The 14,353-nt window shown below is 69.9% G+C and carries 17 protein-coding genes; 7 read left to right on the top strand and 10 right to left on the bottom strand.

All coding sequences use genetic code 11. The features are described 5' to 3' along the window. Window positions 1-195: 195 nt before the first annotated feature. Complete coding sequence (locus BST14_RS17170) at window positions 196-627, top strand: hypothetical protein (RefSeq protein WP_083065575.1); 432 nt, start codon at window positions 196-198, stop codon at window positions 625-627. Here BST14_RS17170 and BST14_RS17165 read toward each other — a convergent pair. From BST14_RS17165 to BST14_RS17155, 3 genes are read right to left on the bottom strand one after another with little or no spacing between them, the layout of a single operon-like run. Next, window positions 579-1,061, bottom strand: a complete 483-nt coding sequence (locus tag BST14_RS17165) for a GNAT family N-acetyltransferase (RefSeq protein ID WP_083065568.1) — start codon at window positions 1,059-1,061, stop codon at window positions 579-581. The two genes, BST14_RS17170 and BST14_RS17165, sit on opposite strands and share 49 nt — an antisense overlap. Next, window positions 1,058-2,155, bottom strand: a complete 1,098-nt coding sequence (locus BST14_RS17160) for an isochorismate synthase (RefSeq protein ID WP_083065574.1) — start codon at window positions 2,153-2,155, stop codon at window positions 1,058-1,060. Before BST14_RS17160 ends, BST14_RS17165 begins: the two co-directional genes overlap by 4 nt. A 20-nt stretch (window positions 2,156-2,175) precedes the next feature. Continuing rightward, window positions 2,176-2,766 carry an acid phosphatase gene (locus BST14_RS17155; protein ID WP_083065566.1) on the bottom strand — a complete coding sequence of 197 codons (591 nt, stop codon included), beginning with the start codon at window positions 2,764-2,766 and terminating at the stop codon, window positions 2,176-2,178. A gap of 132 nt (window positions 2,767-2,898) precedes the next feature. On the opposite strand from BST14_RS17155, the gene BST14_RS17150 reads away from it, so the two are divergent. Continuing rightward, the gene (locus BST14_RS17150) at window positions 2,899-3,699 is read left to right on the top strand and encodes a ParA family protein (RefSeq protein ID WP_083065572.1); all 801 of its coding nucleotides are present in this window, start codon (window positions 2,899-2,901) and stop codon (window positions 3,697-3,699) included. A 182-nt stretch (window positions 3,700-3,881) separates the two neighbouring features. Here the strand turns inward: BST14_RS17150 and BST14_RS17145 are convergent, their stop codons facing one another. Both BST14_RS17145 and BST14_RS17140 read right to left on the bottom strand, forming a co-directional pair. Next, window positions 3,882-5,108: an Rv3212 family protein gene (locus BST14_RS17145; protein WP_083065565.1), complete on the bottom strand. Its 1,227-nt coding sequence runs from the start codon at window positions 5,106-5,108 to the stop codon at window positions 3,882-3,884. Between the two features lie 16 nt (window positions 5,109-5,124). Beyond that, the gene (locus BST14_RS17140) at window positions 5,125-6,669 is read right to left on the bottom strand and encodes a DEAD/DEAH box helicase (protein WP_083065563.1); all 1,545 of its coding nucleotides are present in this window, start codon (window positions 6,667-6,669) and stop codon (window positions 5,125-5,127) included. A gap of 280 nt (window positions 6,670-6,949) precedes the next feature. On the opposite strand from BST14_RS17140, the gene BST14_RS17135 reads away from it, so the two are divergent. Next, on the top strand, window positions 6,950-7,669 hold the full coding sequence (locus BST14_RS17135; protein ID WP_083065562.1) for a ferritin-like fold-containing protein: 720 nt from the start codon (window positions 6,950-6,952) through the stop codon (window positions 7,667-7,669). A gap of 15 nt (window positions 7,670-7,684) precedes the next feature. Here BST14_RS17135 and BST14_RS17130 read toward each other — a convergent pair whose 3' ends face one another. Next, complete coding sequence (locus BST14_RS17130; RefSeq protein ID WP_083065561.1) at window positions 7,685-8,401, bottom strand: MmpS family transport accessory protein; 717 nt, start codon at window positions 8,399-8,401, stop codon at window positions 7,685-7,687. A 217-nt stretch (window positions 8,402-8,618) separates the two neighbouring features. Between BST14_RS17130 and BST14_RS17125 the strand changes: the two genes are divergently transcribed. Beyond that, window positions 8,619-8,879, top strand: coding sequence for a DUF3107 domain-containing protein (locus tag BST14_RS17125; protein ID WP_112710824.1), 261 nt, complete (start codon window positions 8,619-8,621; stop codon window positions 8,877-8,879). Here BST14_RS17125 and fasR read toward each other — a convergent pair. Further along, window positions 8,876-9,559, bottom strand: a complete 684-nt coding sequence (gene fasR, locus BST14_RS17120) for an HTH-type transcriptional activator FasR (RefSeq protein ID WP_083065558.1) — start codon at window positions 9,557-9,559, stop codon at window positions 8,876-8,878. The two genes, BST14_RS17125 and fasR, sit on opposite strands and share 4 nt — an antisense overlap. A gap of 92 nt (window positions 9,560-9,651) precedes the next feature. On the opposite strand from fasR, the gene BST14_RS17115 reads away from it, so the two are divergent. The 3 genes from BST14_RS17115 to BST14_RS17105 all read left to right on the top strand — a co-directional run bounded on the left by BST14_RS17115 (window position 9,652) and on the right by BST14_RS17105 (window position 12,988). Further along, complete coding sequence (locus BST14_RS17115; RefSeq protein WP_083065571.1) at window positions 9,652-10,782, top strand: DUF3152 domain-containing protein; 1,131 nt, start codon at window positions 9,652-9,654, stop codon at window positions 10,780-10,782. An 88-nt stretch (window positions 10,783-10,870) separates the two neighbouring features. Then, window positions 10,871-12,055, top strand: a complete 1,185-nt coding sequence (gene moeZ, locus BST14_RS17110) for an adenylyltransferase/sulfurtransferase MoeZ (RefSeq protein ID WP_083065556.1) — start codon at window positions 10,871-10,873, stop codon at window positions 12,053-12,055. 78 nt (window positions 12,056-12,133) lie between these two features. After that, a complete protein-coding gene (locus BST14_RS17105) occupies window positions 12,134-12,988 on the top strand; it encodes a TIGR02569 family protein (RefSeq protein ID WP_083065555.1) in 855 nt (284 codons plus the stop codon). 2 nt (window positions 12,989-12,990) lie between these two features. Here the strand turns inward: BST14_RS17105 and BST14_RS17100 are convergent, their stop codons facing one another. From BST14_RS17100 to BST14_RS17090, 3 genes are read right to left on the bottom strand one after another with little or no spacing between them, the layout of a single operon-like run. Next, window positions 12,991-13,293, bottom strand: a complete 303-nt coding sequence (locus tag BST14_RS17100; protein WP_083065553.1) for an MGMT family protein — start codon at window positions 13,291-13,293, stop codon at window positions 12,991-12,993. A 2-nt stretch (window positions 13,294-13,295) separates the two neighbouring features. Beyond that, window positions 13,296-14,081 carry an alpha/beta fold hydrolase gene (locus BST14_RS17095; protein WP_083065552.1) on the bottom strand — a complete coding sequence of 262 codons (786 nt, stop codon included), beginning with the start codon at window positions 14,079-14,081 and terminating at the stop codon, window positions 13,296-13,298. A gap of 45 nt (window positions 14,082-14,126) precedes the next feature. Further along, on the bottom strand, window positions 14,127-14,333 hold the full coding sequence (locus tag BST14_RS17090; RefSeq protein ID WP_083065550.1) for an Rv3202a family protein: 207 nt from the start codon (window positions 14,331-14,333) through the stop codon (window positions 14,127-14,129). Window positions 14,334-14,353 lie beyond the last annotated feature (20 nt).

The raw sequence follows: 14,353 nt of genomic DNA, 5'->3' as shown, positions 1-14,353 counted from the left end.
ACCCGGCGGGGCGATCTCTTTTCTGTCGACCCGAGGGTCTGACTCCAACACGCCGCGAGACGGCTCGAGACGCCCCGCCCCACAAACCCCTAATTCAGCAAGCTCCTAGGGGGCGAGCGCCGCAATCGGTCTTGGCGGGCCGGCCAAGGCCACGGCTGTGGGGGAATGGGCGGCCACGCTGACTACGCTGACGCTGTGCCGCCGCCAACCACCCCGACCTCTGTTCGCCGCGCGGGCCTGCTCGTGGTGCTTCAGGGGATTGCGGCGCTGGTCGTGGCGGTCGTGTTGGTGGTGCGCGGGATCGCCGGAGCCGATCAGCAGGTGGTCAACGGCCTGGCGACGGCGGGCTGGTTCGTGCTGGTCGGTGCCGCCGTGATCGCCGCGGGCCGCGCGTTGACCCGCGGCAAGCGCTGGGGCCGCGGACTGGCCGTGATCACCCAGCTGCTGCTGTTGCCGGTGGCCTGGTACCTCGCGGTCGGGTCACACCGGCCGGCTTGCGGCATTCCGGCGGGCGCGGTGGCGCTGGTCGTGCTGGGATTGCTGTTCAGCCCCGCCGCCGTGCGCTGGGCCGCCGGCGCTCAGGGCGATTCCGCCAGTCGCGCCAACGACGCCCCGGACAGCCGGTAGGTCGTCCATTCGTTTTGCGGCTCCCCGCCGATGCCGTCGTAGAGCGTGATGGCGTCGGCGTTCCAGTTCAGCACCGCCCAGGACAGCCGCGTGTAGCCCCGCTGCACGCATTCGGATGCCAACGCGGCCAGCAGCGCCCGGGCCAGCCCGCGCCTGCGAAACTGCGGCCGCACGAACAGGTCTTCCAGGTGGATGCCCGCCACCCCGTCCCACGTGGAGAAGTTGACGAACCATAGCGCCATCGCCGCGAGCTCGCCGTCCACCTCGGCCACGTGCCCGTACAGCGTCGGTGGATCACCGAAAAGTGCTGCGGCGATCTGCGCTTCGGTCACCGTGCACTGATCGACGGCGTGCTCGAATTCGGCGAGCGCATAAATCATTTCGGTGATGGCGGCCGCGTCTTTCTGCGACGCGCGCCGGATGTGCCGGCTCATCGCTCGACTCCCAGGGCGTTGAGGATGGTGCCGAATTTCGTTGTCGTTTCCGCGACTTCGTCGTCGGGGTCGGACTCGGCGACGATACCGCCGCCGGCCCGGGCCAGCGCGCCGCGGCGGTCCGCCGACAGCTGCGCGCACCGCAGCGACACCACCCAGCGGCCGTCGCCGCGGGCGTCACACCAGCCCACCGCCCCGGCGTAGAACCCGCGATCGCCCTCGAGTTCGGCGATCAGCCGCATCGCGGCCTCGGTCGGCACCCCGCCGACCGCCGGGGTGGGGTGCAGCGCCAACGCCAGATCGATTGCGGTCGTTGATGTTTCGCGCAGCCGGCCGCTGATCGGCGTGCACAGATGCCAGACGGTGGCGGTGCTGCTCAGCTGCGGTTCGGCGGCGATCGACAGCTCCTCACACAGCGGTTCCAGGGCGGTCCGGATGGCCTCGATGACCAGCTGGTGCTCGTGACGGTTCTTGGCCGAGGCGGCCAGCGCGGCGCCGTTGGCGGCGTCGGCGTCCGGGTCGGCGGCGCGCGGGGCCGAGCCGGCGAACGGCCGGCAGTCGACACGGTCGCCGCGGCGCGACACCAGGAGTTCGGGGCTGGCGCCCACCAGCGCGGCACCGGCATACTCGTCGCCGGCGGCGCTCAGGTCGACCAGGTAGCCGTAGGCCGCCGGGTCCGCGGCGATGAGCCGGCGCAGGATCACCCGCGCGTCCAGCGGGGCGTCGGCCGCCAACCGCAGGGCCCGCGCCAGCACCACCTTGTGCAGCGGGTTGTCGGCCGCGGCGAGCTGCTCGCACGCCCGGCGGATCCGATCGCGGTAGTCCAGCGGTGGCGGAACGGGTTGCGCCACTCGCACCGAAGGCAGGCCGGCGGCTGGCCAGTCCGGCGGTCCATCCATGGCGCTCACCGCCTCGGGCGTCAGCAGCGCAGCCGGACTCGTGACGTCAAAAGGCAACGCGCCCAACACAATCGGTGCTTCACCTGAGCGCAGCACGGCCCGCGCGGCGCCCACGTCGTCGTAGCGGCGCCGCACCCCGTCGGCGATCAGGGTGCGGGTCGGCCCGCACAACGCGAACGGCGGCTCGCGATTCAGCTGCTCGACTCCTTCGCGATTCACTGACCCGTCAATCCGAGCGCCTGCAACTGGCGCACCCCGTGTTCGAAGCCGCAGACCGCGGTCGACGCGGTGATCATGCCGAAGCGGCTGCCCTCGGTGAGCGGCAGTTCGACCCAGCGCGTGATCACCGCGCGGGAGAAGTGACCGTGGCTGACGAAGACCACGTCGCGCGATCCCATGTTCTCCAACGCGGTCGCGACGGCGGCGTCGGCGCGGTCGGTGACCTGCGCGACGCTCTCACCGCCCGGACAGCCGTGCGTCCACACCAGCCAATCGGGCACCGTCTGTTGAATCTGCGCCGTGGTCAGGCCCTCATACGAGCCGTAGTCCCACTCGGCCAGCAGCTCGGACACCTCATCGACGGTCAGCCCGGCCAGCTGCGCGGTGGTCAGCGACCGCTGCCGGGGGCTGCTGATCACCAGCGGGTCAACGAGTTCGAGTTCGGCGAGCACCCCGCCGGCCAGCTTGGCCTGCGTGCGGCCGGCCTCGGTCAGCTCGACCTCGGTGGGGCCGGTGTGCTGGCCCGATTTCGACCACTCGGTCTCGCCGTGGCGCAGCAGCACCAGACGGTGATTGTGCAAGCCCATATCGACCGATTCTGCCGGACGACTCGCGGTGGTTGCTCAGGCCAAAGCGCACGCCGGGCGAACATGCCAGGATGGCACTGTAAACCGCACGCGACGAGGCAGTGGGGAGTCAGCGATGAGGTGGCGGCGCCGGTGAGCAAAACACGGGTATTGGCGGTGGCCAACCAAAAGGGGGGTGTCGCCAAGACGACCACGGTCGCGTCGCTGGGGGCGGCCATGGTGGACGAGCAGAAGCGGGTGCTGCTGGTCGACCTCGATCCGCAGGGCTGCCTGACCTTCTCGCTGGGTCAAGACCCCGACAAGCTGCCGGTGTCCGTGCACGAGGTGCTGCTCGGCGACGTCGAGCCCAACGCCGCCCTCGTCGGAACGGCCGAGGGAATGACGCTGCTGCCGGCCAACATTGACCTTGCCGGCGCCGAAGCGATGCTGCTGATGCGGGCCGGCCGCGAATACGCGCTCAAGCGCGCGCTGGCCAAACTCGGCGACGACTTCGACGTCGTGATCATCGACTGCCCGCCGTCGCTGGGCGTGCTCACCCTCAACGGGCTGACGGCCGCCGACGAGGTCATCGTGCCGCTGCAGTGCGAGACGCTCGCGCATCGCGGGGTCGGCCAGTTCCTGCGCACCGTCGCCGACGTCCAGCAGATCACCAACCCGGAGCTGCGCCTGCTCGGCGCCCTGCCGACGCTGTACGACTCGCGCACCACCCACACCCGCGACGTGCTGCTCGACGTCGCCGACCGCTACAGCCTGCCCGTGCTGGCCCCGCCGATCCCGCGGACCGTGCGGTTCGCCGAGGCCAGCGCCTCGGGGTCGTCGGTGATGGCCGGGCGCAAGAACAAGGGCGCGGTGGCCTACGGCGAGCTTGCGCAAGCGTTGCTCAAGCACTGGAAGAGCGGCAAGCCGCTGCCGACGTTCACCGTCGAGGTCTAGCGGCCGAGGTCGCGGCGTGAGCCGGCGCACCCGTATCGAGTGTGAGCCGGCGGCTTCGAGTGTGCCAGTGGCGGCGCGCCCCACCGGCGTGTCGCCGCCGAGCATTCACGCCGAAAGCCAACGATTCACGGTCGACGGGCGACGCCGCCGCAAGCACGGCCGAACCGTCGCGGCAGTCGGTGTCAGCCCAGCGCGACCAGCGTGTCGCCGCGCTGCTCGAGCACCCGCGAGCCGATCACGGCCGGGAACACCGGTTTGCCGTCCGGCGGGGCGCTGGTCGAGCGGTCCACCGGTATGTAGCGTTCGTTGGCGCCGCTGAGCGGGTCGTAGACGCCGATCGCGCCGGTGACCGGCACCAGCAGCCGGCCCGCCATCATCACCCCGGGCCCTAACGGCGCCGCCTTGTCGCCCGCGGCGATGGTGTAGCGCAGCGCCACCGTGTTCGCGTCGAAAACCATCAGCGAATCGCCGGTCCACCAGGTGATCAGGCTGCCGGGGTGGGAGACCGCCGACGCGCGCGACGGCGGCTTGGGCAGCGGGGTGCTCGACACGGTGGCACCGGTTTGGTCGATCACGTCGACCCGGGGCTGCGGCGCGGGCAGATACACCGCGGTGGTGTTCTCCGACACGGCCAGCACCCGGGCGCCCGAATCCGGGGCTATGCCCGGCTCGGCCACGAGGTGTTGCGCAGGCTCGTCGTCGTCCTTGCCCGGGCGCAACAGCACCAACCGCAGGTCGGCCTGATTCGCACAGCTTTCCAGCACCGACACCGCCTGCGAGCTGGCCGCGGCCGAGATCAGCGTGCAGCCGGAGTGCAGGCCGCGCGTCGACGGCTTCACCCGCGCATCCGTCTCGCCGTACGCCAGCATCCGGACCATGTCCGAGCGCCACAGTTCCAGCCGGGTGTCACCGACCGACAACACGGTCATGCCGTCGGAGGACAGCCGCACCCGCGGATCGGCGTAGCCACTGCGGGCCGGCCCCCGGCGGCCGGTGGAGCCGTCCAGGGTGCTCACCTGCCCGCAGCCACGCCCGTCCCGGTAGACCCCGACGGCGTAGCGGTACAACCAGGTGACCCCACACAGGTCTGTGTCGCGCGCGTAGCTCCACCGGGACTGCCCGGTCTCGGGATCGCGACCGTCGATCCGGCGTCCGGCCGCGGTGACGACCTCGCCGCCGGCCACCACCGGGGCGGTGGTGGCCGGGCTGGCGGCGCTCCACAGCTGTGTCAGCGCGCCCGGCACCTGCTTGGCCGGCGCCGGGTTGGGTGCCGGAACGGCCGCGGGCCGGCTGGTGGTGGCCCGGGCGTCGCTGGTCCACCAGATCAACGCCGCGACCGCGGCGACGACGACCGCGATGGCCGCGGCGGCGAGCAGGTCGCCCTTGGTCCGGCGCTCGGGTTTGACCATGCGTCGGCGCGGATCGTTAGCTGCTCTGGGTGGCGGCGGCCGAGGCGGACTGGCCTTCGGCGGGCTTGCGGCGCCGGCGGCGGCGCCGGGTGGAGCCCGCGTTGCCCGGGGGCGAGCCGGCCGGTGTTTCCGCGGCGGCCTCGCCGTTGGTGTTCGCGGCGCCGTTGCCCGACGGGTGCGCCGTGACGGGCTGGCCGCCGCGGGTGCGCCGCCGGGTGCCGGAGCGGCGCGCGGGCCTCTCCGACTTCTGCTCCCGCTTGCTGCGGTCGCGGTCGCCGCTGCGGCGCTGGCCTTGCGGCTTGCGGGCCGCGCCCACGGTGCCGCCGGCCTCGGCGGGGATGTTCAGCTCGGTCCGCAGGTGCGGAGAGTTGGAGTAGGTCTCCGCGGGCTCGGGGCAGTCCAGACCCAGCGCCTTGTCGATCAGTGACCAGCGGGCCAGCTCGTCCCAGTCCACCAGGGTGACCGCGATGCCGGCCTTACCGGCGCGACCGGTACGGCCGATGCGGTGCACGTAGGCTTGCTCGTCCTCGGGAATCTGGTAGTTGATGACGTGGGTGATGTCATCGATGTCGATGCCGCGGGCGGCCACATCGGTGGCGACCAGCACGTCGATCTCGCCGGTCCGGAACGCCTTGAGCGCCTTCTCGCGCGCCGCTTGTCCGAGATCGCCGTGGACCGCGCCCACCGCGAAACCGCGCTCGGCCAGCTCGTCGGCCACCTTCTGCGCGGTCCGCTTGGTGCGGGTGAAGATCATCGTCGCGCCGCGGCCCTCGGCCTGCAGCACCCGGCTGACCAGCTCCACCTTGTCCAGGGCGTGGGCGCGGTAGACGTACTGGACGGTGGTGTCGTGGGTGGCCGCCGAGTGCGGCGCTTCGGCCCGGATGTGGGTGGGCTGGTTCATGAAGGTACGGGCCAGCGTGATGATGGGGTCCGGCATGGTCGCCGAGAACAGCATCGACTGCCGGTCGGTCGGAATCTGGCGCAGGATGCGCTCGATGTCGGGCAGAAATCCCAGGTCGAGCATCTCGTCGGCCTCGTCGAGCACCAGCACCGACAGCCCGCCGAGTTGCAGGTGATTCTGCTGGCTCAGGTCAAGTAGCCGGCCCGGGGTACCCACCACGACGTCCGCGCCGGCGCGCAGCGCCTCGATCTGCGGCTCGTAGGGGCGCCCGCCGTAGATGGGCACCACTGATACCGGTCGGCCGTCATCGGCGGTCAGGTGCTTGGCCGCCAGCGTCAGGTCATCGGTGACCTGCAGGCACAGCTCGCGGGTGGGCACCACGATCAGCGCCCGCGGTGTGCCGTTGAGCGGCCGGGCGGTGGTGCCGGCCGTGATGCGTTGCAGCAGCGGCACGCCGAAGGCGAAGGTCTTGCCCATCCCGGTGCGGGCCTGGCCGATCAGGTCGTCGCCGGCCAGCGCCATGGGCAGGGTCAGTTCTTGGATCGCGAAAGGGCGTTCGATCCCTTTTTCGGCAAGAGCGCGCACGATTTCGGCGCGGACGCCGAGTTGCGCAAAGGTTGGTGGGGGGGTCGGTTGAGTTGTGCTTGTGGGTGCGGTCATGCGTGGGTAAGTAGCCTCTCGGTGACGTATCGGATTGGATCGGTATTTCCCTGTCGCGGTCACGCGCGCACGAGTTCCGACTCCGAATACGTCGCCGAGTCGCCGGCCCTGGCTCGGTCCTGGGAGAGCCCAGTTAGGGCGGGCCAGCTGTGCACGCACATTTCGCCGATAGCGGCTGGAAAAACAATTACGGCATGAATACAGCCGCCATCTACCCCCATGATAGCTGGTCGACAGCCGGCTCCCATCCCGCGCTAAGTCAGCCGACTACAGTGTTGCCATGACCCGGCCCTCCTGCCAGCCCTCCCAAGCCGATCTGGACGCCGACCAAATCGACGATTCACCCGCCCCCCGGATATCGGCCGACCACCCGGGTGTCAACGAGTTGTTCGCGGTGCTGGCCTATGGCGAGATCGCCGCCTTCTACCGGCTCACCGACGAGGCGCGGATGGCGCCTGACCTGCGTGGACGGATATCGATGGCGAGCATGGCCGCCGCCGAGATGCAGCACTACGAGCAGCTGCGCGACGCGCTGGAAAGCCGCGGTGTCGACCTGGTGTCGGCGATGTCGAAGTACGTCTCGGCGCTGGAGAACTACCACCGGCTGACCATGCCCAGCACGTGGCTGGAGGCCTTGGTCAAGACCTATGTCGGCGACGCGCTGGCGGCCGATCTGTACCTGGAGATCGCCGACGGTCTGCCCGACGAGGTTGCCGACGTGGTGCGCGCGGCGCTGTCGGAGACAGGGCACTCGCAGTTCGTCGTCGCCGAGGTGCGCGCCGCCGTGACGTCCAGCGGCAAGCAGCGCAGCCGCCTGGCGCTGTGGTCACGCCGCCTGTTCGGCGAAGCGATCACGCAGGCCCAGTACCTGCTGGCCGACCACGACGAGCTGGTGGACCTGGTGATGTCCGGCGCCGGCGGGCTGGGCCAGCTCAACGCCTTCTTCGACCGGATGCAGCAGACCCACGACCGGCGCATGCACGAACTCGGCCTGAGCTGAGGCCGGCTATTTCACTCAGCGGGCGCAGGTCGCCATGTTCGAGGCGTTGGCCGAGGCGATGATCCGCTGACCGGCGGCGTTGAAGATCGAGCAGCTGAGCTGACCGTAGAAGCTGGTCGCAACCACCGATTCGGTTTGCACGCCGGGGTCCAGCACCACCACCTTCGACCAGGGCAGCGACACGTTGAACTCGGTCTGGGGCACGCCGCGCGCGTCGGTGTAGACGATGTTCACCAGGTCCAGCAGCTGCTTGGTTCCGTTCACGCTGTAGACGACGGTGCGCGGATTCACCGCGGCCGTCGGCGGTGCCGTGGTGAGCGGCGGCGCGACGGTGGGCGCGGCCGCCGCAGGCGGTGCGGTGCGCGCGGTGCTGGGCGTGGTGACCGTCGTAAAGGTTTCGGCCGGTAACTGGGAGGGACCCGGGGACGCGCTGGGCGGCACGGACGCCTTGGTGGTCGCCGGTGCCGAGGTCACCGGGTGGGGCGCCGGCGCGCCCAGCGTGGCCTTGGTCGACGCGCTGTCGCCGCTGTTGATGATGACGGCGGTGGCGATGGCGCCCAGGGCGACCACCGCGCCGACGATCGCCGTGGCGGGCCGCCAGCGCGAATCGGCCGGCCAGCCCGTCCAGTTGTAGTCCGCGTTCAGGTACGGATCGGTATCGCAGGCGTCGTCGAAGTCGTCGTCGGGGTAAGCCCGGATCCTGTCGTCAAGGTGCGGCAACGTGGTACCCATGGTGCCGAAGTTAGCCATGTGAAAACACGGATCGGGTATCGCGCGGGCGGGTGAGACAACCTGAAAGCGAATCGTTATCGGGCCGCGACAGTTTCGCTCGCCGCGAAGTGTGGGGACGCGGGGAGGTCGGGGTCGGCCGCGTCCACTAGCCTGCTGCTGACAGGGCCGGGACTTCAACAGCTGCGGAATGACTGCAAGACCCAGGGAAGGGGTGACCGTGGAGGTCAAGATCGGTATCACGGATAGTCCGCGCGAGCTGGTCCTTGCCAGCGCCCAGACGCCCGCCGAGGTCGAAGATCTGGTCAGCGCCGCACTGAGCGACGCGTCGGGCCTGCTGCGGCTGAGCGACGAGCGGGGCCGCCGCTTCCTGATTCACACCGCCAAGATCGCCTACGTCGAGATCGGCGCCGCCGACGCGCGCCGGGTGGGCTTCGGGATCAGCGCCGAAACCGGCAAACACGCCGGCAAGGCCCGTTAAGAGCGGGTAAGCGGCACGTGTGACAGCCCGCCCCAGGCGAACTGGACGGTGCCGTCGACCGCGTCCGCCTTGGAAATCGGGCGGTCGGAATCCAGCCAGTACCTGGCGCAGTCGACGCTGATTCCGACCAGACCGACGGCGATCATCCGGGCCCGGTGCGGGTCCAGCCCCGAATCCTCGCTGATCAACGCGAAGACCGCGTCGATGCACGCCTCGGTGGCGACGCGCACCTGGGCTGCCACTTCGGGCTCGGTGACGTAATCGTTCTCGAAGATCAGCCGGTAACCCTGGCTGTCGTGCTCGATGAAATCGAAGAACGCCTGCACCGCGGAGTGCAACCGGCGCCGGTTGTCGGTGGTGGTGCTCAGTGCCTGCTGAACACCCGACACCAGGTTCTCCACGTGCCGCGCCAGCACCGCGAGGTACAGTTCGAGCTTGCTCGAAAAGTGTTGATACAGGACGGGTTTGCTGACTCCGGCGCGGTCGGCGATCTCGTCCATACCGGCCGCGTGGTAGCCGCGGTCGACGAACACATCGCTGGCCACGGTGAGCAGTTGGCCGCGCCGCTCGTCGCGGGGCAACCGGTTGCCTCGCCGATTGGAAACCGCGGCTCCGTCCGGCCGGCCGCGGTCAGCCGATCGGACGGCGCGCCGCGCCGGCACCTTGGCGAGTTCGCTCATCGAGTCCTCATCTGATTATCGGCGGCGGCCATCGGTAAATCGGGGCCAACCGCTCGCAGCCCGTGGAAAAGACCTTACTACCCGCCCGGTCGATGCGACCGATATCGCCGTCGTCTCCGCTGGCAGAAGCGGTGTCGGACGGCGGATTCGGGCGCGCCACCCGCGGCGGCGGTGGCCGGCTGTGCAATCCTGGGAAAATGACGTCCCCGCGGCCCCCACGCAGCGCAGGTCGCGTGCCGGTGTTGCGCGACGAGTGGCGCGAGCCGCTGCGGGCGCTGCGCGACCCGCTGGCGCGGGAAGCCGGACGGGTCCGGGCCGACCGTGAACGCCCGCGACAATGGCGCAAACAGACCTGGCTGGGCCGCTTCGTCTCGACCTACGGGTGGCGCGCGTACGCCCTGCCCGTCCTGGTCGTGCTCACCGCGGTGGTGATGTACCAGACGGTGACCGGCGCCGGTGCCTCCAAGCCGACGGCCAGCCAGCCCATCCAGAGTCCACCGGCGATCGGCGCGGTGGGCACCACGATCATCGACGCCCCGCCGCGCGGGCTCGCCGCGTTCGACGCCAACCTCCCCGCCGGGACCCTGCCGGACGGCGGCCCGTTCACCGAAGCGGGCGACAAGACCTGGCACGTGGTGCCGGGCACCACGCCGCAGCTGGGCCAGGGCACCGCCAAGGTGTTCCGGTACACGGTCGAAGTGGAGAACGGCATCGACCCGACGATGTTCGGCGGTGACGATGCCTTCGCCCAGATGGTCGACCAGACGTTGGCCAATCCGAAGGGCTGGACGCACAACCCGCAGTTCGCGTTCATCCGGATCGACAACGGCAAACCCGACTTTCGGATCTCGCTGGCGTCGCCGGTGACGGTGCGCGGAGGGTGCGGCTACGAATTCCGGCTCGAAACCTCCTGCTACAACCCGGTTTTCGGCGCCAACCGGGAAGCGCGGGTGTTCATCAACGAGGCGCGCTGGGTACGGGGAGCCGTGCCGTTCGAAGGCGACGTCGGCTCCTACCGGCAGTACGTGATCAACCACGAGGTCGGCCACGCCATCGGATACCTGCATCATGAGCCCTGCGAGCAGCAGGGCGCGCTGGCGCCGGTGATGATGCAGCAAACGTTCTCCACGTCGAACAACGACGCCGCGCAGTTCGACCCCGACGTCGTCAAGGCCGACGGGAAGACCTGCCGGTTCAATCCCTGGCCGTACCCGATCGCCTGACCGGGCCCGCTGACGCACCGTTTCGTTGCCGCGCCCCGCGCGGGCTGCTGTGATGGTGGGAGAAGCCGATCGAGGAGATGTTTCGCAAGTGTCGACGTCGCTGCCGCCGCTGGTGGCGCCCGCAGACCACCTCAGTGGCGAAGAGGTGGCCCGCTACAGCCGTCACCTGATCATTCCCGACCTCGGGCTCGACGGGCAGAAGCGCCTCAAGAACGCCCGGGTGCTGGTGATCGGCGCCGGCGGCCTCGGCTCGCCGACGTTGCTCTACCTGGCGGCTGCCGGCGTGGGCACGATCGGCGTCGTCGATTTCGACGTGGTCGACGAGTCGAACCTGCAGCGCCAGATCATCCACGGGGTGGCCGACGTCGGACGGTCCAAGGCGCAGTCGGCGCGCGACTCCGTCGCCGCGATCAACCCGCTGGTCGACGTGCGGCTGCACGAGTTCCGACTGGATTCCAGCAATGCCGTCGAATTGTTCGGCTCCTATGACCTGATCGTGGACGGCACCGATAACTTCGCGACCCGGTATCTGGCCAACGACGCGGCGGTGCTGGCGAAAAAGCCCTACGTGTGGGGGTCCATCTACCGCTTCGAGGGCCAGGTCTCGGTGTGCTGGGAGGACGCCCCCAACGGGCGCGGGCTCAACTATCGCGATCTCTACCCCGAGCCCCCGCCGGCCGGCTCGGCGCCGTCCTGCGCCGAAGGCGGCGTGCTGGGCATCGTCTGCGCCTCCATCGCCTCGGTGATGAGCACCGAAGTGATCAAACTCATTACCGGGATCGGCGAGTCGTTGTTGGGCCGGTTGATGATCTACGACGCGCTGCAGATGACCTACCGCACCATCGCGATCCGCCGGGACCCGTCGGACGCGTCGAGGCCGAAGATCACCGAGCTCGTCGATTACGAGCAGCTGTGCGGCGTGGCGCCCGGGGCCCCGGCCCACGACGCCGCATCGGCCATCACGCCGCGCGAGCTGCGCGACTGGCTCGATTCGGGCAAGAAGCTGGCGCTGATCGACGTGCGTGAGCCCGTCGAGTTCGACATCGTGCACATCGACGGGGCCCAGCTGATCCCGCAGTCCTCGATCAATTCCGGCGAGGGTCTGGCAAAGCTACCGCTGGATCGCCTGCCGGTGTTGTACTGCAAAACGGGGGTGCGCTCGGCGCAGGCGCTGGCGGTGTTGCACAGGGCCGGCTTCGCCGACGCGGTGCATTTGCAGGGCGGGATCGTGGCGTGGGCGCAGCAGATGCAACCCGACATGGTCATGTACTGACCCGGTACGCCTCTGGACTGCGGCGACCCGCCGCTGTGTTAGCGATCGCCGCTTGTTGGACTCGTTTAGAGTACCGGTGTGACAGTCGAGCCACCGCCGGATCATGTGCTGTCGGCGTTTGGTTTGGCCGGCGTTAAACCCGTCTATCTGGGGGCTAGCTGGGAGGGCGGCTGGCGGTGCGGTGAAGTCGTCTTGTCGTTGGTGGCCGACAACGCCCGCGCGGCGTGGTCCGCCCGGGTCCGCGAAACCTTGTTCGTCGACGGCGTTCGCCTGGCCCGGCCGGTGCGTTCCACCGACGGGCGCTATGTCGTTTCCGGGTGGCGGGCGGATACCTTCGTGGCCGGGACCCCGGAGCCCCGCCATGACGAGGTCGTCTCGGCGGCGGTGCGCCTGCACGAGGCGACGGGCAAACTGGATCGACCCCGCTTTCTGACCCAGGGGCCCACCGCCCCGTGGGGCGACGTCGACATCTTCATCGCCGCCGATCGTGCGGCGTGGGAGGAACGGCCGCTGGCCTCGCTGCCGCCGGGTGCGCGGTCGGCCCCCGCGACGGCGGACGCCGAGCGATCGGTGGAGCTGCTCCAGCAGTTGGGCACCTTGCGCAAGCCGACCAAGAGTCCCAACCAGTTGGTCCATGGAGACCTCTACGGCACAGTGCTTTTCGTTGGCACCGCGGCGCCGGGAATCACCGACATCACCCCGTACTGGCGGCCCGCGTCGTGGGCGGCCGGTGTGGCCGTCATCGACGCGCTGTCCTGGGGAGAGGCCGACGACGGACTCATCGAGCGCTGGAACGCGCTGCCGGAATGGCCGCAGATGTTGTTGCGGGCGTTGATGTTTCGCCTCGCGGTCCACGCGCTGCACCCGCGGTCCACCGCCGAGGCGTTCCCCGGCCTGGCCCGCACCGCGGCGCTGGTCCGGCTGGTGCTCTAGCTTTAGTCGCCGAACTCGTAACGAACCTCGCGCAGCGCGATCTTGCCGTCGGTCGCCAGCACGCCTTCGGCGCGCAACAATTCCAGCTGGCGGGTCGTCAGGTGTCGCGCCGGGCGGCCGGACGCGGTGATCACCCGGTGCCAGGGCAGGTCCGAGGAGTCGGTCCGCATGATCCAGCCGACGATGCGCGGGCTGGAAAGCCCTGCGACAGTGGCGATGTCGCCGTAGGTGGCGACCCGCCCGGACGGAATCGCGGCGACCAGCGCACGCACCCGCTCGACCTGCTCGTCGGTCACCGGCGCCACGGTCAGCGGGCTCCCAACAGCTCGCGGGTCAACGCGGCGACCTCGTCGGGCTTGGCATAGGGCACCATGTGATTGCAGTCGAAATCCAGCAGCCGGAAATCCGCTCCCAACCGATCGGCCAGGGCGTCGATCAGTTGATCGGTGACGTAGGGCGGGGCGGTCCGCTTGGCCCGCACCAGGACGGTCGGAGTCGTCGCGGGCGGCAGCACGATCTCGCGGGCCAACTCGCTCCAGTACGCCATCATCGCCGGGAGGCTGACCCGCCAGCCGTAGCGGCCGCCCGGCAGCGCGATCAGATGCTCGTCGATCTCGGCGTCCAGCAGGGCGGGTTCGACATCCGACCACGAGCCGTGCACCTTTTCCAGCCGCGCTTCCTCGGCGTCGGGATAGTCGGGCGAGGACAGCATCGCCTCGGCGATCTGGCTCATCCACGTGCCGTCCAGCCCAACCGCCGGGTCGAGCAGCAGCAGCCCCGCCACGCGATCCGGGCGGACGGCGGCCAGGTGCATCGCCAGCCCGCCGCCGAACGAGTGACCCACGATCACCACCGGTGTGTCGGGCTGTTCGTCGAGCAGCGCGGCCAACGCCGCGACGTTGGCGTCGATGGTCCACGGCGCCGCCCACGACGACCTGCCGTGACCCACCAGATCCGGTGCGGCGATACCTATCCCGGGCAGCAAGCCGGACAGATGTTCCCAGCGCCGGCCGTGGCCGGTCAGCCCGTGCAACGCCAGGATCCGCACCGGACCGGACGGGCCGTAGCGGTGCACATGCAACTTCGCAATCACCAGTCGATGGTGCCAGCCGCCACGGTCGCGGGTTGCGGGCGGTCCTTAACGGTCGTCATCCCGATCGTCCTCGGTGGGGACGATGTAGGCCTGGTCGATCACGTCGGCCTCGTTGGCCTCCCGGTCCGCGGCGGCGGCCACGTAATCGATGTCCAGACCGGTCTCGTCGTCGGAATCGACGGGCCGACGTTGTTCCACCGCGTCGCCTTCCGGCGCCTCGTCGATGGGAAAGCCGCGATCGTCGTCGTTCATGGTCTTGCACCCTCCTCCAT

It is taken from the genome of Mycobacterium arosiense ATCC BAA-1401 = DSM 45069, from assembly GCF_002086125.1.
GTDB lineage: Bacteria > Actinomycetota > Actinomycetes > Mycobacteriales > Mycobacteriaceae > Mycobacterium > Mycobacterium arosiense.
Note: the sequence above shows the minus strand (reverse complement) of the source record. Positions and strands in the feature narration are given on the sequence as shown.

Excerpts from the sequence above, each read along its gene's own strand:
- BST14_RS17165 (WP_083065568.1), bottom strand. The coding sequence starts at position 1,061 with ATGAGCCGGCACATCCGGCGCGCGTCGCAGAAAGACGCGGCCGCCATC.
- BST14_RS17155 (WP_083065566.1), bottom strand. The coding sequence starts at position 2,766 with ATGGGCTTGCACAATCACCGTCTGGTGCTGCTGCGCCACGGCGAGACC.
- BST14_RS17145 (WP_083065565.1), bottom strand. The coding sequence starts at position 5,108 with ATGGTCAAACCCGAGCGCCGGACCAAGGGCGACCTGCTCGCCGCCGCG.
- BST14_RS17140 (WP_083065563.1), bottom strand. The coding sequence starts at position 6,669 with ATGACCGCACCCACAAGCACAACTCAACCGACCCCCCCACCAACCTTT.
- BST14_RS17135 (WP_083065562.1), top strand. The coding sequence starts at position 6,950 with ATGACCCGGCCCTCCTGCCAGCCCTCCCAAGCCGATCTGGACGCCGAC.
- BST14_RS17130 (WP_083065561.1), bottom strand. The coding sequence starts at position 8,401 with ATGGGTACCACGTTGCCGCACCTTGACGACAGGATCCGGGCTTACCCC.
- fasR (WP_083065558.1), bottom strand. The coding sequence starts at position 9,559 with ATGAGCGAACTCGCCAAGGTGCCGGCGCGGCGCGCCGTCCGATCGGCT.
- BST14_RS17115 (WP_083065571.1), top strand. The coding sequence starts at position 9,652 with ATGCGACCGATATCGCCGTCGTCTCCGCTGGCAGAAGCGGTGTCGGAC.
- BST14_RS17090 (WP_083065550.1), bottom strand. The coding sequence starts at position 14,333 with ATGAACGACGACGATCGCGGCTTTCCCATCGACGAGGCGCCGGAAGGC.